The organism is Agaribacillus sp. DX54, assembly GCF_056858335.1.
This window is the reverse complement of record NZ_JBXEQE010000004.1, coordinates 336,730-356,957: the sequence shown is the minus strand read 5'-3', so window position 1 is coordinate 356,957 and position 20,228 is coordinate 336,730. Positions and strand designations below refer to the sequence as shown.

Here is a 20,228-nt window from a genome sequence, read left to right as displayed (position 1 = left end):
TTAAAACGAAACATTAAGTCCCGCTGAAAATACACGCTGCAAAGGGTATATCTTACCGTCTCCCCAAGCACCGTCTACCGTTTCGGGATCAAACGTATCGATCAAGTCAGTAAAAGTTAACAAGTTATCACCACTGAAATACACCTGAAGCGAATTTAAACCGAGTTTTGAAATAAGTGTTTCCGGCAACTGGTAGCTCAGTTGAACATTTTTTAAACGCATATAGGCGCCATTTTGAAGATATCTTGTTTGTGTTTGCGTGTTCTTCAAGTGTTGTGAACTCATATAAGGTTTGGGAAAATAAGCATCTGTTCTCTCTGGTGTCCAATAATCCAGTGCTTGCCTGTGAATGGTGTTCTGGCATTGACTCCCCCTGAAACCCCAGAAAAGGTTGGTACTTTCGCTTAGGGCTATATCTCTTTTCGCAACACCCTGTACCAGGACAGAAAGGTTAAACCCTTTAAATGAAGCGCCCAGATTGAGACCATAAGAATATCGGGGCGTATTATTACCGATAACCTGATAGTCCCCCATATTGTCCTTGGTCCATTCTCCCTGGCTTATTACACCATCATTATCTAAGTCTGCGTACCTGATGTCGCCAGCGCCCCAGCTATTCCAAAATAGGGATTGATCCGGTGCCTCGGCTGCTTCGGCATCCGACTCAAAGAAGCCTGACGTGGTTAAACCGTGTATATCACCGATAACCCGGCCGTCAAACCAGTCATCGAGTGTTCCACTATCATTAGGGTATCGAAAAACAACAGATCTGTTATCGCTCACATTCAAACGTACTGAGTAACCCACTGCATTTACGTTTCCCTGCCAGCCTAATACCAATTCCCAGCCTTTGGTTTCAAGTTCAGAATTGTTTTCCTGAGGTGCGCCGGTGCCTAAAGTGGCTGGCAAAGATACGGCCGGTCCTACCATATCAGAGGTCACGCGTCTGTACCAGTCAAAATTTATTTGAAGACGATCAAAAATCGTAGCATCAAGTCCAACATTAAAAGTCGTAGAAGTATCCCAGGTTAAATCCGGACTAATCAGGTTAGGAGCGCCAACTATGACGGCTCTCTGACCACCTATGATCCAGCTCGATTGGCCTGCACTCATCAGCTCCTGGTATCTCGCAGCAAGCTCCGGATCGTGATTGCCTAATGAACCCCAAGATCCTCTTAATTTGAAGAGACTGATAACGTTTTCCAGTGGCGCCCAATAATTTTCCTTGGCCATGTTGTAGCCAACTGAAAAAGAAGGGAATAAGCCCCAACGGTTACCCTCTCTGAAAAACGAACTACCATCATAGCGAAGATTAGTTTCGAATAAAAACTTCTCATTGAAATTATAATTTAACCTGGCAAAAAATCCTTGTGTGGAAAAATCAAATAAAGCATCATCCACCGTCTGCACGCCTGTAGCTGTGCTGAACGTAGGCAAGGAATTTGTAATAAGGTCTGCTCTTGTGCCTGTTGTTTCAAATTCTTTTTTTATTCGCTGTTCATAACCAACCATGATGCCCAGGTGATGAAGTTTGAAATCCTTTTCATACCTTGTAATAGCATTAATGAGTCTGTCGGTATTATCAATCAACCTGCGGGATATCGAATTTTGATTGTGACCTGCATTTACAGTGGTACCATCGGGGGCCGGTATCAGGTTTCTGAATTGCTCTATGACCCTGTTTTCATTATTAGCGGCCCAGTTGAATGATATACGTGTTACCCATCCTTTGATAGGTTCTATTTCAGTAGCCAGGGTAAGTAGCAGGTTGTTCTTAAATTCAGTGGTTCTTCCCGAATCCATCATACGTTTCACATCCTGAACCACAATAAAGCTGCCGTCAGGGCTGTACAACGGAACTACCGGCCACAATCTGGAAATTTGGTGATAGATGATATTTTTATCAAATCCTCCAAACCCACCACTGGGAAACAGATTACGTTCGCGGGCATACTTCGTCGAAACATCAAAACTTAACCAATCGGTTGTTTGATTTCTTAAATTAACAGTGATATTCGACCGCTGATACTCATCATCTGCATATGTCAGGTTGCCTAATTGTTTGAAAAATCCACCGGAAATAAAATAGGATGTTTTTTCCGTACCCCCGCTTACACTCAAACTATGGGTTTGACGTGGTGCGGATTCATACATAAGATCAAACCAATCATAATTGGCCCACCCATCGTGCCAATACCTGTACCAATCTCCGGCAGCATTTGGTTCCGTGTCTGCAGTTATTACCCCATTTTGATAATCTATGATATCCTGAATTTCATTATCATCAAACATCGGAGCTTGCCCATCATTGGTTATCGCCTGATTATAGGCACGGGCAAAGTCAAGACTATCTGAAAGTTCGGGAAGGCTAACAGGTGTTGCAATCGCTATATTAGTGGAATAATTCACGGTAATTTTTCCATTTTCTTCCCCTTTCTTGGTGGTGATCAAAATAACACCATAAGCACCTCTGGCACCATAAATGGCAGCAGAAGCAGCATCTTTAAGAATGGTAACCTCCTTGATATCATTTTGGATTGATACTGTTCATTTGGGCAACAGAAATTGGAATACCATCCAAAAGTATAAAAGGAATGCCTTCATTGCCTGTCAGGGTTCCTGTTCCTCTGATGTTGATATTCAGAGCAGCACCTGGCTCTCCGCCACCATCAGTGGCAGAAAAATTCACATTAGGAAGTGTTCCCTGAAGCATTTGAGAAATATTGCCGACAGGTCTGTTACCAATCTCTTTTTCAAAATCAATGTTGTCAACAGCACCTGTCAAATTCACCTTTTTCTGTGTTCCATAACCAACGACCACTACCTCATTCAGCATTTCGCTGTCCAATGCCATTCGAACATCGACAATACTTCGATCACCGACTTCAACCTCCTGTGTTAAAAATCCTATATAGGAAAAAACCAATGTGGTTATATCATCGGGAACGTTAATTGAATATTTTCCACTGACATCTGTAACAGTACCGACGTTTGTACCTTTCAGGAGCACATTCACTCCCGGAAGCTCATTGCCAAGCTCGTCTGTTACTTTACCCGTAATTGTTTTTTCTTCAATAATGACCGGATCCCGCCTGTTTCTTCTACGATTTCTTAGTTTCTTTACATTGATATTGTTATTTACTCTGTGGAATCTCAGACCGGTTTCCCTGGAAAGACTGCTTAGCAGATCATACAGGTTAGTGCCATCATAACTGCCACTCAATGTAAGTTTTTGGTCTATTTCGTTTTTAAGATAGACAAAAGTAAAACCTGTCTCCTCTTCGATGTTATTAAAAGCATCGATGATCTTATGGTCTTCAAAATCCATGGAAACCCAGATTTCCCTGAGACTGTGGACTTTCTGTCCCATAGTAACTTTTGATGCCAGTAAAGAAGCACAAAAGACCAGTTGGATCGAAAGCACATAAGATGAATACATAAATATTCTTTTTAGTAATGATTTGTAATTCATAACTTCACATGGTTTTAATATGATTAAAATGTTAAAACTGTCTGATTGAAATATGCCTTACTGCAAAAAGTCTGTATTTCAAATCAGGAGAATTTATGATCAGCAGCACTCCTGGAGCACTGCTGATCTTTTCTATTCTGTCTCGTTTATGGTCATATAGGTCCTTTCATTTATAAATAATTTTTATGTTCTTACCCTTGATTTCATAGTTAAAATCAAGGGTATAGCCCAGTGAAATCAATACATTTTCCAGCGATTCATTGTCGTATTTTGCCGTAAGGTTTGTCCATTCCTTTGATGAGGCGTTGACAGTTTCAATATGCACATTGTACCAATGCTCAAGGATGTGAATCACTTCCTGCTCCGAAGCTTCATCGAAATGGAGAATTCCCTTTTGCCAACCTAAAACCTTCTCGCTATCAAATTCACTTAACTTATAAGTATGAGCCGTGAGGTCATAGATGATTTCTTTTCCAGGTTCAAGTACTAGTTGAGTGGGTTCGCCGGGTAGTTGCATGGCAACCTTTCCGGAAGTGAGGGATACCCGCACATCACAATAGTAATTATAGGCCCGAATGTTAAATGTGGTTCCTAATACTTTTGCTTTAAGCCCTTGCACGTTAACAACGAAAGAACGGCTACTATCTTCTTTAACATCAAAATATGCCTCGCCTACCAGCGACACAAACCTTATCCGGGAATCAAATTTCTCCGGATAGGTAATGATCGTTCCGGAATTAATAATCACGATGGTGCCATCGGGAAGTGTCAGTTTAGATTTTTCTCCCAATTCATTGCTCACAGTTTTCATCTGTACCGCCAACTTGTCAATGGAATTTCCCGGCTGGTAAATGAATAACCTAATCAATAATCCTACGCTTATTAATAAAATAATCAGGGCTGCTACCTTTAACCATATCTGATACGGTTGTGAACCCTTTTTCAGGGTATTTCTACCTGCTACTATTTCAGCATGGATTTTCGACCAACTTCTTTCCCGATGTACCGGGCTCGTCTCAAAATGATCACGAAACTTCTTCGAGGCTTGCTCCAACAGTCCGGCTACTCTTTCATGGTTAGAAGGATTAGTGAGCAACTCCGCTACCCGGATTAATTCATGCTCCGTGCATTCATTGTTAAGGTATTTGGTAAGTAATAAAATATCTTCCTCGTTCACCTTATTATTATATTCATGTTGTATGTTGGTGTTTAATAGATGATTCTCACAAGGGGTTGGTATTACTCCGCTTAAAAAAAATTTACATTTATGGCACCGACCCGATTGAAGCGTTAATCATTTCAATGGAATCATTGAATTAGCATATGTTCAAAAAAGATGGCTGCAGAAGTGTACTACTTGGCACTAGGAAAAAAAATATCCGCATTGATAGATATGTAGCCCTTTATCTGTTTCAGTGACTTGGAAACACTCACTTTTACCGTGTTTTCCGAGATATTGAGCTTATGAGCTATTTCCTTATGCGAAAATCCATTTTGCCGACTCAGCTTAAAGATCTCTTTTCTCCTGCTGGGAAGTAGCTCAATGGCCTCATTAGCAATTTTTTCAAGGTTATTGTAGATCACTTCTTCTTCAACAACATTGTAACTGGTCACAATCCTGCAGGCAAATTGCTCGGCCAATTTTCTGTTTCTCGAAATTGCGTTTAGTTCTTCGACTATCAAATTGCGGTTTACGGAATAGATATAATTTCTAAAGGATTTGATTTCGGATAGCGTTTCCCTTAAATCCCAGATTTTGATAAAGACTTTGTGAACTACTTCATCAGCCAAGGCCTCATCTCTGAAAACCCTGAGTGCATAACAGTATAAAGACCCATGATACTTTTTAAACAGGATTTCAAATGATCCTTTACAACCTGATGCTATCTTTTGGAGTAACTCGCCGTCGTTATGATTTTTGTTAAGCGACACTTTATAATTATTCAAAGAAATCAAGTAACTATAAAAATTACTGATACATGTTATTAATACTATTATCTTGTCGGAATTACAAGATAACATATGAAATTACTAATTGATTTCGAGGATCTTCATTAAAGCGGCAAAGCCTTGGGCTCTAGTTTTGATAAGTCCTTAAATAGTAGATATGACTGATACCGCTTCCTCTAGTAGTCGTAATAAATTACGAGATATACAAATGTTCATCACAAGTATTTTGTATATTTTTTAATCATACTGTAAGTATGTACTTTCATCAGTTTTACCTTTAATCTAGAATCGAATTATTACAGTAACTTTATTAATTATTATTCAATAATAAGCAAATTTTATTTAATATTACTCAATATTTGCTATATTTATTTAATATTACTCAACTGTAAACAAATCATTAAATATTGGTTTTTAAGTACATGAATGAATAGGTCAACAGGGAAAATCAATGGTTAAGCAGGCATGATTTAAATCAGATTTTTATACGAAGTCACAGGCGATCATAACCATGCTTTTTAACCACAGGCAAATTAAATAACCGATTGAATTATTAACGTTTTAATAGCATGACCACAATTTATTTTTTTTGTGTAGTAATACCTACCCCCTGTGAGAACCGTCTATTATATGGCTTTTACGTTTATTTTTGGCAGAAGCAATGACCTTCAAATCATGAGCAGTTGTCAGGAATCTCGGGGCAGGCCTCGAAGCAATTTTGCGGTCATTTTAATCCAACAAAAAAAGATTCTGCTAGCAGGTTATATCATGATAGCCTTGTTTTTTAGAAAGGCCGAAGCTAAAAAACAGTCGTGGAAAAAGAGAAAAGACAACGTTTTTCCCACCAAAACCATGGAAATAGCATACAACACAAACGATTATATGACTATAATCTTAATAATTAAAATGATTATGAAAAATACTTTCGCATTTTTGATTTTTTTATGGTCCGGTTTTTTTTCTTTTGGACAAGAGATTGCCAAAGAAGAGGTCGGTAACACCGAGTACTTGAATGAACAAATCGTCGACAAAAAGCTAGAAGACCTTCGTCTCAAACGGCAAAAGCAGTTATTAGCTGCTCCGTCTCTTATGGAAAGGGGTGAAACGCACACTTATAGTGGTGAGTACCTTGAAGCAATAGAATTTCCGGTTGGTGCTTTTGGCGGTGGTCATATATTACTGGATGGAACGGGTCAATTGAAGCATTGGAAAATATTTAACAACCATAATTTGGCGTTTATACCTCATAGTTTTTTTGCAGCAAGAGTGAAGCCAAATAGTCGAAAGCCTGTAGTTCGTGCTTTACAAACCCATGCTGTTGAAGCCTTTCCGGCAATGGAAAAACTGACATTTCAAGGGGAATACCCATTTGCCAATATGAGGTTTTCCGATAGTGAATTCCCCGTTGATATTTCTATGGAGGTGTTTAACCCATTTATTCCCATGCAATTAAAAAATTCGTCCATTCCATGTGCTATATTCATGCTAAGTGCCGAAAATAATTCGAATGAGCCTGTGGAAGTAGGGTTCCTCTATGCGCAACAAAATGCCGTGGGGTATTTCCCATTTAACAGACACGGGCCCAAAAACTCGTCCAGGGAATTTTTTGAAAATGACACCAAATATATAAACTTAAACGCGGTAGACGGCAAATCATTTGAAAACTACGGAGGGAACATCAACCGAATCCATCAGGACCGTCATCATACCTATGTGCACTTGACAAAAAACCGCTCCAACGATTCATTAGGATATGGAGATATGACCATCGGACTAGTAGGTGAACAAGGCGAGGCAACAGCAGATTGGCAATCCATGGAAGCCTTATACGGTAATTTTTACAAAACAGGAAGCTTAGTTAAAACGGTAAAGACCCAACCTTCACCCAAAGGTGAAACCGTTGATGCAGCCGTTTCAAAAACATTTTGGCTTAAACCAGGTGAAAAACGCACTATAACATTTTATCTAACCTGGCATTTCCCCTTTGGTGAGCGAGGCAGTTACTCAAAAAATAGTTGGAGCAGAGGTCAATGGGGAGGTGATGGCAACAAATACACACATTGGTGGAAAAACTCAAAGGAAGTGGCTGATTATCTACAGACGCATTTTAAAGAGCTGCATTCATTGACGAAGTTATATCACAATTCTTTTTATCAATAATTTCCCGCATTGGCTAAAGGATCGCATAACAGCACAGACCTCCATTCTGAAAACCAATACAATGTTTTGGGACAATGAAGGCTATATAGATGGCTGGGAAGGCATTTCTCCCAGAGGTGGGGCCTGTTCCGGAAATTGTACACACGTGTGGCATTATGCACAGGCACATGCGCGGTTATTTCCTGAAATAGGAAGGAAAATGAGGGAGCAATCGTTCCGTTACATGAAAGAAAACGGCATGATCCCATACCGTCACCCCAATGGACATGAGGCTTTTGATGGACAATGCGGAGAAATTCTTCAGGTCTACCGGGAACATCTCACCGGTACTGATTTCGATTGGTTAAATGTAAACTATCCAAAAACAAAAAAAGCCATGGATTTCATTATTAAAACCTGGGATCCGGACGAAGACGGCATACTGGAAGGGGCAAAACACAATACATTGGATAGCAGGTTGGGAGGAAACAGTGCCTGGCATGGCTCACTTTATGCTGCTGCGCTTAGCGCCGTGGCTGAAATGGCCCTGCTACAAAAAGAACCTGAAATCGCCACCCATTACAATCAATTGAGTAAAAGGGCCATCGACTCCCATCTGGAAACACTTTGGAATGGAGAATACTTTATTCAAATACCGGATTCCGTTCCCCGCGCCGATTTTCTTACAGGTTGTGCAACCGATCAGATGTTGGGGCAGTGGTGGGCCAATCAGCTCCAATTAGGGAGCCTTTACCCTGAAGATATTCTTGATAAAACCATGGAATCAATTTTCAAATACAATTTCAAGTCAAATTTTGAGGGGATTAAACAAACACCCAGAGAATTCGCTAAGCCTGATGAGGCAGGACTTTTGATGATTACCTGGCCAAAGGGAGGGCGACCGAAGCCCCATACATCCTATGCGGATGAAGTCATGTCAGGATTCGAATATGCTGCTGCGGCAACCATGATAGCATCGGGAAATCTGAAGGAAGGATTGACAATGGTAAAAGCTGTATCGGACAGGTATACAGGAAAACTTAAAGTAGGATATGGCGGAGGCTGGGGTAATTGGGGATACAGTGGCAATCCTTTTGGAGACGATGAATGCGGTAAATTTTACAGCCGTGCTATGAGTAGTTGGTCGGTATTGTTAGCCCTTCAGGGCTTTAGTTATAATGGCCCGGAAAAAATGATCGGCTTCGATCCCGTTTGGCAGCCAGAAGATCATGTTTCATTTTTTACGACTGCCGAAGGATGGGGGAGGTTCACACAAAAAAGAAGTGACAAAAAACAAACAAATACCTTATCTATTGATTATGGAAATGTAAGCTTGTCGAAAATCGACCTGAAGGCCCGTGTGTATAAAAAGCCAATAGCCATTTTAAAGATCAATGGTGAAAAAATAACCTCTCAAATGACCCAAAACGGAAATCAATATCAAATCACCTGGCCAGGCACAAACCTGAAGGCCGGCGACGAAATAGAAGTACTCATCAAATCAACATAATCATGACACAAAGACACCATTCATTGCGTAGAAGAACGCTAATAAAGGGGCTGACTTTATCGGCAGGAGCCACTATGTTGCCCCCTGTTTTATCTGCTGCATCGACTACAAATACCAGAAAAAGCAAAAAAGTATTAAAAATTGCCCATATTACCGATGTGCATATCCGTCCGGAACTGGATGCCCCTAACCGATTCAGGAAATGCCTGAAAGATATAAAGAAAAACAAAGTCGATTTTTTTCTGAATGGAGGAGACACCATTTATGCGGCTGACTATGATCATATCGATAGAGACCGGGTGAATGAGCAATGGGCTATATGGAAAGAACTGAGAAGTGAATTTTCCGAATACGAAGTGCACAGTTGCCTGGGTAATCACGATATGTGGTGGGCGGCACCCAACAAGCAGGATTCCATGTACGGGAAGGACTATGCCGTAAAACAACTGGGAATTCCGGGTAGATATTACAGTTTCGACAAAAAAGGATGGCATTTTATTATTTTGGATAGTAATAACGATAATGCCGGTTCACTGGATGCAACACAACGTCAATGGCTGGAAGCAGATTTTGCCCGAATCGCCCCTGGCAGTAATGTGCTGATCATGTCCCATTATCCTATACTTGGCGCAAATGGCGGCAAACATACCGACCACAATTACTTAACAAACTTGTATTACAAGCATAAAGATAAAAAAATCACCTGTTTAAGTGGTCATGTCCATCTTCTTGATCGTGTTGTATACAATAGTGTAAACTATTTCTGTAACGGCGCATTAAGTGGCTTTTGGTGGGAAGAAGGGAATGAGCATTCGGCCGGTAAATATTGGGTAAGAGAAACACCTCCCGGCTATGCTGTCATTGATTTATTTGAAGATGGGTCGGTGACGAATACCTATTATTCACATCCCTATTAGTTTACCTAAAATTCTAACCCTGGCTAGTAGGGTTAGAAAAGAATGGCCCGGTAATGATACATACCAAAAGTTTTATATTCACATTAATTCTGACTGTCCTGTTATTAGGTTGTACCAGGGAAAGTGCCATTCAAACTGCTGATAAGGTAAACAGTATAGTGCATTTGGGAGTTATGGCCGATTGTCAATATGCCGATCAACCGGATCGGGGAAAACGACTGTACAGGCGATCGGTTCTGAAACTGGATTCTGCGGTAAACGAATTTAATGCTTCAAACCTCGACCATGTTATTCATCTGGGTGATTTTATTGACACAGGGCCGGAAAATTATGATATAGTTCTGCAAAAACAGCAAAATTTAAAGATACCCATGACACATGTTTTGGGCAACCATGATTTTTCTGTTCCCGATTCACTCAAGCATAAGGTACCTTCATATCTTGGATTGCTCAAGAGATATTTTTCGTTCTATATCAAAAGCTGGAAGTTTATTGTGCTGGATGGTAATGATGTCAGCCTGCATGCCTGGTCAAAAAACAGCCCTAAATACATCGAATCCAAAAATATCTTTGAGAAACTATACAGTGACCAGCCCGATTATAATGGCGCCTTGGGGAAAACCCAGTTGGTTTGGCTTAAGCGTGAATTGGAAAAATCGGAGTTGAAAAACGAACATGTTATTATACTGTGTCACTTTCCTGTTCTTCCGGAAGGAAGCCATCATCAACTATGGAATTGGAAAGAAATCGTTACCCTTTTGAATAATTATCAATGTGTGAAAGCCTGGTTGAATGGGCATAATCATGCCGGGGGTTATGATAAAAGAAACGGCATTCATTATGTCACTTTCAAAGGCATGGTAGATAGCAGTGAAAATTCTTTTGCCAAATTGATCCTATCCGATGAAGTGATCAAAATAATTGGATGGGGCAGGGAAAAAAGCAGGGCACTAATTTTGAAAAAATAGAGGTATGTACTCAACATGACGGTGCTCTATTTCCACACCGGTTGTTTCAGTGATGACGGTACCCATATCTGTCGATGGGTTATGCAGCCTTTTGTTATTTTTTACTGTGGCCACAACCCATCAATTTTCAATGCCATTGTGTAAAAAGTCGAATAGTTGAAAATTCCGGGCTTCTCCGGAAGCCAATTTTTCACTATACGCTTGATTGAGCGGTCGGTTGATTGAGTGATCGGTTGATGATCATGGGAACCTTTAGATAGGCAGGGTCATCCATCATTACTTCTTTGTGGGCGCTTTTATCATAGTAATAATTACCGCAAATACCATTTTGATCCGGAGTGACACCTGTGACAATGGCCATATGGCTAGGGTTGGTGAAAGAAGGTATCACCGATTTTACAAAACCCAGACTTCCGGTTTTGATAAATCTTTGAATATGGGGCATCCCCGCCGCTGCTGCCCGATAGTAGTCGTATGAAGTGCCATCCATACAAATACCTACTACCGGCGTTTTATGCAGGTTATAATCAATACCGTTGACGTTGATTTTCATAAATTTTTCTTTGAATCCGGAAACAGGATTTTACTAAAATTTTAGTATTACTCAATATTTGGCAATATTATTTAATACCATTCAATATTTGTTAGTTTACAATTCAATATTTGTTAGATTACAATTCAAGATTTGTCAGGATTTAAGCGATTCTTTTTAAGAATTGGTTTATTTTGCAGCTTTTAATAAACCGGTCAGGACAGCGTTTAAATCATATGAAAGATGATATTTTGAGTCTCGTTGGAAAAAAAATCAAGGAAGAAAGGAAAAAAAGAAATTTAAGTTTGCAACAAATCGCCGAACGCAGTGATGTGACGGCTGGTTTGTTGTCCAAAATAGAAAATTTCAGAACGATTCCTTCCTTACCGGTATTACTCAAAATTTCAAAAGCACTTGAAATGAACCTCTCCGAATTAGTTGAATCTGTAATTTTTGGAGAAAAATGCAGCTATACACTCATCAAAGATCAACAAGGTGAACTGGAAGAACGAGAAGACTCTCTGGGATTAGTGTATGAATCACTGATCCATCAAGACCTGTTCAACTTGAACTTTAGGGTTAATATCATCAGAATCCAAGGCAATGTTTATAGAGAGCCCATCGCCACTGACGGAAGGGAATTGGCGCATGTATTAAGTGGAGATGTTACCTATGGTATCAATGGCGAAACCATTCGTTTACTGCAAGGAGATACCTTATTTTTTGATGGTAGCATTCCGCACTCTGTTCAAAACAATCAGGATAGGGAAGCAAAACTTTTTAAAGTATATCTGATTCCCATAAAAGCTTAACCACAATAAGGATATTATCGCCAATACATTGATTCTTCGCCCCTAAGCTCCATGCCATTTATAAGAACCGGTAATCGGCCATGACCGATCAGGTACGGTTGATCCTCATGCAGCTTCAACACGGAATTTCCCGGTTAAGATAACCGACAAAAGAGAAAACAAGGATCCATGACCTGATTCCACAAATTTTGAAATCTGATCGACATCAATCAAAACTAACCGTCTTACAGACTTATGAAATGTTATCTCAGTTGTTGCCGTTTAACATTTTAGTCATGTTTATATAACAAAATAATAAACACTTGCAACTCACTACTAACCTGATTCAAACATTAAATTAACAATTGAAAAGCATTTTTACATAAAAAACAAACTCATGAAAGATGCCACCATCACGATAATTGACGATGAAAAAGATATTCTTGAGTTACTAAAATATAACTTCGAAAAAGAAAGGGCCAATACCCATACTTTTTCCTCGGGATATGCGGGTTTGGAATTCATTAAAAAAAATAAACCTGATGCGGTTATTTGTGACTGGATGCTTGAAGACATCGATGGCATCGAAATATGTAAAATTGTAAAGAAGGACAGGGCGTTGGAAAACATCCCGTTTATCATGCTCACCGCTAGATCAGATGAGATCGACGCAGTTACCGCACTTGAGTTGGGCGCCGATGATTTCCTTTCTAAACCCGTAAGAATAAAGGAACTCATATCAAGGGTCAAAAAGATCATGAAACATCGGTCAAATGTCCAAAAACCCAAAAAAAATACCATCAACGACGCATTGAAAGAAGAAGAGCCCAAGGAAGAACATAGCATTAATTTCAAAAATCTGATGGTGGATACTGAAAAGTATAAAGTTTATATCGACAATCATGAGCTCGATCTCACCTATTCGGAATTTAAGCTGATTCACCTCTTAGCCAATAAACCCGGGAAAGTATTTACCAGAAATCAGATCATTGAAAAACTCAACGGATTTGATTACATCGTTACGGAGAGGTCAATAGATGTACAGATTGTGGGGTTAAGAAAAAAGCTGGGTAAATACAAAGATTATTTGGAAACGGTAAGAGGAGTAGGTTACCGTTTAGGTGATTAAAATCCGGTCACCGAAGCCCCATCGATTTTAACATTTTCTTAAAACTTCTTACCGAAACCTATCTGCCGGCTAACATGACATAAATAATGTCGCAATACCTTTGAATTATTAATTAAACAAAGCGCCAATATGAATATGGATTATATTTTGGTAGAAGGTGACCTTACCAGGATCAAGAACTTTGTAGGCACCATAGAAGAAAAGTATACGATTACAATAAGCAAGCCACCTTCTACTTGTCTTACCATGATCAGGGCTCATGACAGTGTGGAGTGTCAGGAATTTTACCTGGGTGAAGCTCTCACGACTGAGACGGAGGTCATCATCGACGATATGGCGGGATCAGGAATTTGTCTCGGTGATGAGCCTGAAAGGGCCTATTGTATAGCCGTAATAGATGCATTAATGCAGTTGAATGATGACTGTTACCCATTAATCAGGGATTTTCTTGCGGAGGAAGGAAAAAAAATCCGGGAAAAAGAACTGAAGGAACAAAGTCAAACCTTAAAAACCAAGGTGGATTTTAAGCTGATGGAAGAAGCCTAATAGTATGATTAAAGAAACAAATTACGATAAAGTATTCCAATCCCAGGAACATTTCAGGCTTATTATGGATAGCATGGCTAACCCGGGAAAGCTAAACCGTTTAAAAGCAGACATACATGGTATAAGCCCATTAAACAACGCCTCTATTCTGATAGGGTTTGCATTGATGAACAGCGATGTAACTTTCTTCATACAGGATCACGATGAGGATATAACCGACTACTTCATTGATAACACTTCCGCTAAACCGGCTTCGGCAGAGAAGGCTGACTTTTTGTATTTGTCGGGAAAGAAAGCAAACATCGGTGCTGTTGAAATGGCCAAAGAGGGGAGCCTTGAATACCCTGAAAAGGGTGCTTTTCTTGTTTTGGAAGCTGAAAGGATTTCAGAACAAATACTGGAAGGAAGTGTGGAACTGGTCCTCAAAGGTCCGGGTGTCAATGGTAGCAAAAAGGTTTTTGTTTTGGGTGTATCACCTGAATTGTTACAGATTGTGTCTTTAAAGAATAAAGAATATCCACTTGGGGTAGATACCCTATTGACCGATGAAGAAGGGCAACTACTTTGTTTACCCAGGTCAAATCAATTTTTCATGCCAAACAACTTAATTAAAATCTAAAATGGGATACGTAGCTGTAAAAGGAGGATCCGAGGCGATTAATAATGCGAAACTCCTGGTGGAATTCTACCGGTTGAGAGATAACACGCCCGCTGTCACGATCGATCAGTTGAGATCGCAATTTCGATTGGCCATAGACAAAATCATGGGCGAGGGATCTTTTTATACCCCCGAGTATGCGGCACTGGCTTTGAAACAGGTGGAAGGAGATGTGTTGGAAGCAGCCTTCATTATGCGGGCATACAGGGCCACGCTTTCACGTAAGTACTATTCTGAAATCGTGTCTACGGAAGACATGTTTGTGCAAAGAAGAATTTCATCTTCGTTTCGTGACATTCCGGGAGGTCAGATCCTCGGACCAACCAGGGACTATACCCTCAGAATGCTGGACACTTCACTGGCAGATGAAAAGGATGAGGATATTCGGACCTTTCTCAGGGAGTTTAAAAAAAGCGCAGGTGATGTATCATTAAAAGAAATCAAATCCTTTAGTAAAGTGATAGACATTCTACGCGCACAAGGACTTCTCAAAGGGGTAGGAAACAATGAGGACACCAGGGTTTTAGATGTAACCCGGGAGGCTATAAAGTTTCCGGTACCCCGGTCTGCGCGGCTACAAATGCTGGCCAGAGCCGAAACCGGTGGGCTGATGGCGCTTGGTTACAGCAGTATGCGTGGACATGGAAGTGTGCACCCGACAGTTGGGGAACTTCGGGTAGGTTTAGTAGAGGTCAAGGTAAAAAGTTCCTCAGGAAAAGTGAGATACATTGGAAAAATTAAAGTCACGGAGGCAGAAATGATCTCCAAGGCAGCAACAAAGCGCGGGAAATCAACGCCGTATTATGCGATTGGTTACGGCCTCTGTTTTGGGCAAAACGAAACCAAAGCGATATGCATGGGCATTCTGGACAGGGCCATGCGTATTCCCGGCAATGATTCGCCGGCGAATGACCAGGAGTTTGTTTTATACCATACGGAAGGGATTGAGGCTATGGGTTTCACCAATCACCTCAAACTTCCGCATTACGTAACCTTCCAGTCGGGCCTTAACAATCTCAGAAATGCCGTGAAAAGACAGAATGGACAAGGTGAGCAGGAAGAATTAAAAACCACCGTCGAACAGATCTCAGATGACTTAATATAATATTTTATGGTAGAGGGAAAAAAATTTATTAACAAGTTCAATTACGCCTTTATAGACGAAAGTACAAAAAAAGAGATCAGAAGGAAACTTCTGAAAGCCATATGCATACCGGGCTATCAGGTACCCTATTCTTCACCGGAAATGCCCATCGCAAGGGGATGGGGTACCGGTGGTTTGCATGTTACCTTGGCTATTATTGGTAAAAATGACATCTTCAAAATTATAGATCAGGGAAGTGATGCAAGCGTAAATGCCTGCAACCTCAGAGACTTTGTTCAAAGTACTACCGACTGCGAGACGACTTTTGAAACTCAAAAAGCCACGATCATTCAAACAAGACACCGTATCACGGAAGAGGTGCTTCATGAAAATCAAATTATGGTGTTTCAGGTACCACAACCAGAGCCTTTACGCGGGGTGGAGCGGTATGAAAGAAAAACGCGCCAGATGCATGCAGAGGCCAATTATGCCAAGATGTGGGTTTCACTTTATGAGTCGTATGTAAAATACGGCGACATTATGCGGGGTGCAGGTTATCCGGTGAAAGTCAATCAGCGGTACATCATGTCCCCCTCTCCTATTCCTCGTTGGGATATCCCCAATCTCAACCATGCCAAATGCCTTTATTTGTTTGGAGCTGGCAGGGAGAAAAGGCTTTATGCCGTACCGCCGTTTACAAATGTCGAACCCCTGGAATTTGAAGATGTCAAGTTCAAAATCGAGGACTTCAATGGTATCGCCTGCGATTTGAGCGGAGAAAAGGTGGCTTTCCTCGACGAATTGTACCATGCCGGGGGATCCACTTCGCATGTCGTGAACGATAGCGATTTCCTGGATAAGCTCATACACGAAAAAAGGCCTTCCCAATGGTCGAACAAATACCTTCAGGAAAAAATTCAGGAGAAGGAAGACGAATTTACCCCAAAAAAAGACGTAATAAATGGAAAGTAGAAACTGGTTGCTTAAAGTAGAAGGACTTACCAAAATTTATGGAGAACCGGGAAAGAATACCCTTCATCACACCGGGCCATTGTATCATACGAATCAATGCCCGGAAACCGGGGCGATAGTTGCCTGTGCCGACATTAATTTCACACTGTATCCTGGCGAAGTGTTGGGCATAGTGGGGGAAAGCGGCTCAGGAAAAAGTACGGTAGTGAAGCTTTTATACTTTGATTTTGAAGCAACTTCGGGCAATGTCTGGTTAAACGAATATAACCATGGCAAGACCAACCTGCTGAATGAATCTAACCAACGTAAAAGATATTTACGCCACCATAAAATGGGCATGGTTTATCAAAATCCCAGAGACGGACTCAATTTTGAGTTTTCCTCAGGAGGTAATATTGCTGAAAAGCTTCTTATGGCTGGTAATTTTCATGTAGGTAACATCAGAAAAAGGGCCTCCGGTCTTTTAACAGCAACGGAAGTGCCTGTGGCCAGAATGGATGACACGCCTTTATCCTTCAGTGGAGGCATGCAACAGCGGGTGCAGATATCCAAAGCCATTGCCAACAACCCGCCCTTGCTTTTTCTTGATGAGGTAACCACTGGTTTGGACGTCTCGGTGCAGGCGAAAGTGCTGGATATGATTCGCAGGCTTCAGCAGGAATTGAATATAGCCATGATTGTGGTTTCACACGATTTGAGTGTGATAAGAATGCTCACTGACAGGACGATTGTCATGAAAGATGGCAGGATTGTAGAAAAGGGTTTGACAGACCAAATACTAGAAGACCCGCAAAATACCTACACCCAACTACTGGTAAGCTCCTTATTGTAATCTTTCTAACCGTACAAATATGACCTTCGCACTAAAAATAAAAAACTTGTCGAAAAGCTTTGTCATGCATATTCTCAACGACAAGGAAATCAATGCCCTCTTCGATCTGAATTTTGAAATAAACAAATGTGAAATTGTGGGGCTTACAGGGAAGTCGGGATCAGGTAAATCGACCCTTATCAAGTGTATTTACAGAACCTATCTGACCACCTCGGGACAAATCATTTATAATTCTGAAAAGTTCGGAGAAATAGACCTTGTCACTGCCGATGACAATGAGGTATTGACATTGAGAAGATCTGAGATCACTTATTGTTCACAGTTTTTAAAAGTGATACCAAGGGTTTCTGCCGTAGATGTGGTGGGAGAAAGCCTTGTTATAAGGGGAAGCAGTTGGGAATTCGCCAGGGAACGTTCAAGAGAATATCTTTCACAACTCGGACTGGCCGAGGAGCTTTGGGACGCCTACCCGTCAACTTTCAGTGGCGGGGAACAACAGCGGATTAATGTGGCAAGGGCCATTATCGCCAAACCTAATTTTTTGCTAATCGACGAACCCACAGCCTCATTAGATCAAAAAACAAAAGATGTTGTCATTGATATGATTGTGCAATTAAAGCAGGAAGGAACATCCGTGCTTTGTATTTCACATGATCAATATACCATTGAAAAAATGACCGATAGGGTAATCGAATTAAAGGAAGGGAAAATTGTTTCTGTACCTATTATCTGATAATCATATGAATCTGACCATAACTAATGCAAAAATAGTTACGCCAAACGAAACATTACCTAAGGCGACTATAAAAATTTCCGATGGAAAAATCGCTCATATAGATGCGTCTAAAGATGAGACCGCTTCGGAAAATACGATTGATGCGCAAGGCAAGATTGTTATGCCGGGTATCATTGATCTTCATACCGATGCCATGGAGCACGAGATCATACCGAGACCTGGTGCCGACTTTCCGATCGAGGTGGCTTTTCTTGAGCTGGAAAGGAAAATGGCCGGATGTGGGATTACCACAGTCTATCATTCCCTGCACCTCGGTTATAAATCCGCCGAGCTGAATTCCAGGTCTAAGTACAAAAGAGAAGACGTTTTCAACAAAGTTTACGATCTCGCACGTCAAAATACGCATATTAACAATAAGATCCACCTGAGATTTGAGCTTACAGGAACCTATCACTATCAGCAAACCATTGACTTACTGAATGCCGGAAAAATAGATTTATTGTCGGTCATGGACCATACTCCCGGACAAGGCCAATACCAAAGAGACTGGTTTATAAAAGAGAGAATAAAAGCCGGCAAGTCTCAACAAGAAGCTGAGGAAGAATTGTCACAAAGATTAAATCAGGAAAAAATTGAAGGAGAAAGTTTGCAGTTTTTAATAGATACAGGGTTAAATCATGATGTACCTATCGCCTCACATGATGACGACACCCCTGAAAAGGTGGAACAACTCTTTGAAATGGGGGTTAGGATTTGTGAGTTTCCTATCAATTTACCGACAAGCAGGAGAGCCAAGTCGTTAAAGATGTATACGGTCGGTGGCGGCTCCAATCTTCTTCGTGGCGGCTCTCTTTCCGGTAACCTCAACGTGCTGGACGGAATTCGGGAAAACTTGATAGATGCTATTTGTTCCGATTATTATCCACCTTCTATCCTTCATGCTATATTTAAACTTTTCAATGACCGTGTGCTGCCATTGCATCGAGCAGTGAACCTTGCTACACTTAATCCGGCAAAAGCAGTTGGTTTGGAAGCTGAAATCGGTAGTATCGAAGTAGGTAAAAATGCAGATATGCTGATTGTAGATACGATGGGTAATCTTCCGTTGGTGACTCACACGATTGTTAATGGCAACATCACCTCTAATCATCGGATTCAACCCACAAGAAAAGCAGTATGTCCGTAAAACCCGCACAAAAGGTTTCGGAACTAAACTTTGAAACCTACCATGCCCGGCAGCGACATGAAGTAACCCCGCAAGGGTTGCGGGCAAGGGCAACAAATATCAGGGCGACCGACAAATTCAGAAGTCATCATGGAATCTGGGAAAAACTGCCCTACCCTGGTTATGCTGTCGTTTCTATGCTGAATGACAGCTCGGAAAATGAAAGTTTAACAGGCGAATTAGAAAACTTGCAAAAACTCCTGGCAGCCAAATTAAACGATGCTAACAAATATTACTTATTGCCGGCTGACAGCTTTCATCAAACCATCGCCAATACACTATCCGGGGAAAGGTTTAAAAAGCACATAATAGCCAGGGGCATAGAAAATCAGTTCCCCGGAATAATTGCTCAGGCCTTTGAAAAAATACAGCTAAACCGGTCGGAAGGCCCCGTTGAAATGAAGCTGGCAGGAGTCGGTATTTTTGGGTCGGCTTTGGGTATTTTGGGGACTTTTTCAAGAAAGGAAGATTTTGAAACGATCATTCGTTTCAGGGAGCAATTCTATTCAAATCCGGATCTCAACCGTATCGACATTAGAAGAACACGGCCTTTCATAGGCCATGTAACCCTGATGTATGTGGATGGAGATTTTAATGAAGAAGAAAAGTTTCAATTAGGTGAAATTTGCGCATATGTAAATAAAACCCTCGAAAGCAGATCACTGATTTTTAAAATTACAAAGGCAGAACTCAGAAGTTATGAAGACCTGTCGGCTTTTGAAAGGCAACCTCATTACCCGGTTTATTCTTTTCTAAAATAATTAAGC

At 40.8% G+C, this 20,228-nt stretch carries 19 protein-coding genes; 14 read left to right on the top strand and 5 right to left on the bottom strand.

The window, feature by feature from the left end; translation table 11 throughout:
- The 4 genes from AC04NP_RS07560 to AC04NP_RS07545 all read right to left on the bottom strand — a co-directional run bounded on the left by AC04NP_RS07560 (position 1) and on the right by AC04NP_RS07545 (position 5,419).
- On the bottom strand, positions 1-2,526 hold the full coding sequence (locus AC04NP_RS07560; RefSeq protein ID WP_482858926.1) for a SusC/RagA family TonB-linked outer membrane protein: 2,526 nt from the start codon (positions 2,524-2,526) through the stop codon (positions 1-3).
- 1 nt (position 2,527) lies between these two features.
- A complete protein-coding gene (locus AC04NP_RS07555) occupies positions 2,528-3,472 on the bottom strand; it encodes a carboxypeptidase-like regulatory domain-containing protein (RefSeq protein WP_482858913.1) in 945 nt (314 codons plus the stop codon).
- Between the two features lie 166 nt (positions 3,473-3,638).
- Entirely contained in the window at positions 3,639-4,649 is a 1,011-nt protein-coding gene (locus AC04NP_RS07550; RefSeq protein ID WP_482858911.1) for a FecR family protein, read from the bottom strand.
- 176 nt (positions 4,650-4,825) lie between these two features.
- The gene (locus tag AC04NP_RS07545) at positions 4,826-5,419 is read right to left on the bottom strand and encodes an RNA polymerase sigma factor (protein ID WP_482858910.1); all 594 of its coding nucleotides are present in this window, start codon (positions 5,417-5,419) and stop codon (positions 4,826-4,828) included.
- 633 nt (positions 5,420-6,052) lie between these two features.
- On the opposite strand from AC04NP_RS07545, the gene AC04NP_RS07540 reads away from it, so the two are divergent.
- The 4 genes from AC04NP_RS07540 (at position 6,053) to AC04NP_RS07525 (ending at position 10,956) form a co-directional block, all read left to right on the top strand.
- Positions 6,053-7,582 (top strand): GH116 family glycosyl-hydrolase, encoded by a 1,530-nt coding sequence (locus tag AC04NP_RS07540; protein ID WP_482858909.1) that lies wholly within the window; start codon positions 6,053-6,055, stop codon positions 7,580-7,582.
- 61 nt (positions 7,583-7,643) lie between these two features.
- Entirely contained in the window at positions 7,644-9,071 is a 1,428-nt protein-coding gene (locus AC04NP_RS07535) for a GH116 family glycosyl hydrolase (RefSeq protein ID WP_482858908.1), read from the top strand.
- Between the two features lie 2 nt (positions 9,072-9,073).
- Positions 9,074-9,988, top strand: a complete 915-nt coding sequence (locus tag AC04NP_RS07530) for a metallophosphoesterase family protein (RefSeq protein ID WP_482858907.1) — start codon at positions 9,074-9,076, stop codon at positions 9,986-9,988.
- A 53-nt stretch (positions 9,989-10,041) separates the two neighbouring features.
- A complete protein-coding gene (locus AC04NP_RS07525) occupies positions 10,042-10,956 on the top strand; it encodes a metallophosphoesterase (RefSeq protein ID WP_482858906.1) in 915 nt (304 codons plus the stop codon).
- 193 nt (positions 10,957-11,149) lie between these two features.
- Here the strand turns inward: AC04NP_RS07525 and AC04NP_RS07520 are convergent, their stop codons facing one another.
- Positions 11,150-11,509 (bottom strand): alkaline phosphatase family protein, encoded by a 360-nt coding sequence (locus tag AC04NP_RS07520; protein WP_482858904.1) that lies wholly within the window; start codon positions 11,507-11,509, stop codon positions 11,150-11,152.
- Positions 11,510-11,724: 215 nt separating this feature from the next.
- Between AC04NP_RS07520 and AC04NP_RS07515 the strand changes: the two genes are divergently transcribed.
- From AC04NP_RS07515 to AC04NP_RS07470, 10 genes are all read left to right on the top strand, one after another.
- Positions 11,725-12,300, top strand: a complete 576-nt coding sequence (locus AC04NP_RS07515) for a helix-turn-helix domain-containing protein (protein ID WP_482858903.1) — start codon at positions 11,725-11,727, stop codon at positions 12,298-12,300.
- A 376-nt stretch (positions 12,301-12,676) separates the two neighbouring features.
- On the top strand, positions 12,677-13,408 hold the full coding sequence (locus AC04NP_RS07510) for a response regulator transcription factor (RefSeq protein ID WP_482858902.1): 732 nt from the start codon (positions 12,677-12,679) through the stop codon (positions 13,406-13,408).
- A 129-nt stretch (positions 13,409-13,537) separates the two neighbouring features.
- The gene (locus AC04NP_RS07505; RefSeq protein ID WP_482858901.1) at positions 13,538-13,954 is read left to right on the top strand and encodes a phosphonate C-P lyase system protein PhnG; all 417 of its coding nucleotides are present in this window, start codon (positions 13,538-13,540) and stop codon (positions 13,952-13,954) included.
- A 4-nt stretch (positions 13,955-13,958) separates the two neighbouring features.
- Entirely contained in the window at positions 13,959-14,573 is a 615-nt protein-coding gene (gene phnH / locus AC04NP_RS07500; protein WP_482858900.1) for a phosphonate C-P lyase system protein PhnH, read from the top strand.
- Position 14,574: 1 nt separating this feature from the next.
- Positions 14,575-15,717, top strand: a complete 1,143-nt coding sequence (locus tag AC04NP_RS07495) for a carbon-phosphorus lyase complex subunit PhnI (RefSeq protein ID WP_482858899.1) — start codon at positions 14,575-14,577, stop codon at positions 15,715-15,717.
- 6 nt (positions 15,718-15,723) lie between these two features.
- On the top strand, positions 15,724-16,668 hold the full coding sequence (locus AC04NP_RS07490; RefSeq protein WP_482858898.1) for an alpha-D-ribose 1-methylphosphonate 5-phosphate C-P-lyase PhnJ: 945 nt from the start codon (positions 15,724-15,726) through the stop codon (positions 16,666-16,668).
- On the top strand, positions 16,658-17,500 hold the full coding sequence (locus tag AC04NP_RS07485; RefSeq protein ID WP_482858897.1) for an ATP-binding cassette domain-containing protein: 843 nt from the start codon (positions 16,658-16,660) through the stop codon (positions 17,498-17,500). Before AC04NP_RS07490 ends, AC04NP_RS07485 begins: the two co-directional genes overlap by 11 nt.
- 19 nt (positions 17,501-17,519) lie before the next feature.
- Complete coding sequence (locus AC04NP_RS07480) at positions 17,520-18,233, top strand: phosphonate C-P lyase system protein PhnL (protein WP_482858896.1); 714 nt, start codon at positions 17,520-17,522, stop codon at positions 18,231-18,233.
- A 7-nt stretch (positions 18,234-18,240) separates the two neighbouring features.
- The gene (locus AC04NP_RS07475; protein ID WP_482858894.1) at positions 18,241-19,422 is read left to right on the top strand and encodes an alpha-D-ribose 1-methylphosphonate 5-triphosphate diphosphatase; all 1,182 of its coding nucleotides are present in this window, start codon (positions 18,241-18,243) and stop codon (positions 19,420-19,422) included.
- On the top strand, positions 19,413-20,222 hold the full coding sequence (locus tag AC04NP_RS07470; protein WP_482858893.1) for a DUF1868 domain-containing protein: 810 nt from the start codon (positions 19,413-19,415) through the stop codon (positions 20,220-20,222). The genes AC04NP_RS07475 and AC04NP_RS07470 overlap by 10 nt, the downstream gene beginning before the upstream one ends.
- The last annotated feature ends 6 nt before the right edge of the window (positions 20,223-20,228 follow it).

Bases quoted from the DNA above. Each gene is read 5' to 3' on its own strand.
- AC04NP_RS07555 (WP_482858913.1), bottom strand. From the start codon at position 3,472: ATGAATTACAAATCATTACTAAAAAGAATATTTATGTATTCATCTTAT.
- AC04NP_RS07540 (WP_482858909.1), top strand. From the start codon at position 6,053: ATGGCTTTTACGTTTATTTTTGGCAGAAGCAATGACCTTCAAATCATG.
- AC04NP_RS07535 (WP_482858908.1), top strand. From the start codon at position 7,644: ATGTTTTGGGACAATGAAGGCTATATAGATGGCTGGGAAGGCATTTCT.
- AC04NP_RS07530 (WP_482858907.1), top strand. From the start codon at position 9,074: ATGACACAAAGACACCATTCATTGCGTAGAAGAACGCTAATAAAGGGG.
- AC04NP_RS07525 (WP_482858906.1), top strand. From the start codon at position 10,042: ATGATACATACCAAAAGTTTTATATTCACATTAATTCTGACTGTCCTG.
- AC04NP_RS07520 (WP_482858904.1), bottom strand. From the start codon at position 11,509: ATGAAAATCAACGTCAACGGTATTGATTATAACCTGCATAAAACGCCG.
- AC04NP_RS07515 (WP_482858903.1), top strand. From the start codon at position 11,725: ATGAAAGATGATATTTTGAGTCTCGTTGGAAAAAAAATCAAGGAAGAA.
- AC04NP_RS07510 (WP_482858902.1), top strand. From the start codon at position 12,677: ATGAAAGATGCCACCATCACGATAATTGACGATGAAAAAGATATTCTT.
- AC04NP_RS07505 (WP_482858901.1), top strand. From the start codon at position 13,538: ATGAATATGGATTATATTTTGGTAGAAGGTGACCTTACCAGGATCAAG.
- phnH (WP_482858900.1), top strand. From the start codon at position 13,959: ATGATTAAAGAAACAAATTACGATAAAGTATTCCAATCCCAGGAACAT.
- AC04NP_RS07495 (WP_482858899.1), top strand. From the start codon at position 14,575: ATGGGATACGTAGCTGTAAAAGGAGGATCCGAGGCGATTAATAATGCG.
- AC04NP_RS07490 (WP_482858898.1), top strand. From the start codon at position 15,724: ATGGTAGAGGGAAAAAAATTTATTAACAAGTTCAATTACGCCTTTATA.
- AC04NP_RS07485 (WP_482858897.1), top strand. From the start codon at position 16,658: ATGGAAAGTAGAAACTGGTTGCTTAAAGTAGAAGGACTTACCAAAATT.
- AC04NP_RS07480 (WP_482858896.1), top strand. From the start codon at position 17,520: ATGACCTTCGCACTAAAAATAAAAAACTTGTCGAAAAGCTTTGTCATG.
- AC04NP_RS07475 (WP_482858894.1), top strand. From the start codon at position 18,241: ATGAATCTGACCATAACTAATGCAAAAATAGTTACGCCAAACGAAACA.
- AC04NP_RS07470 (WP_482858893.1), top strand. From the start codon at position 19,413: ATGTCCGTAAAACCCGCACAAAAGGTTTCGGAACTAAACTTTGAAACC.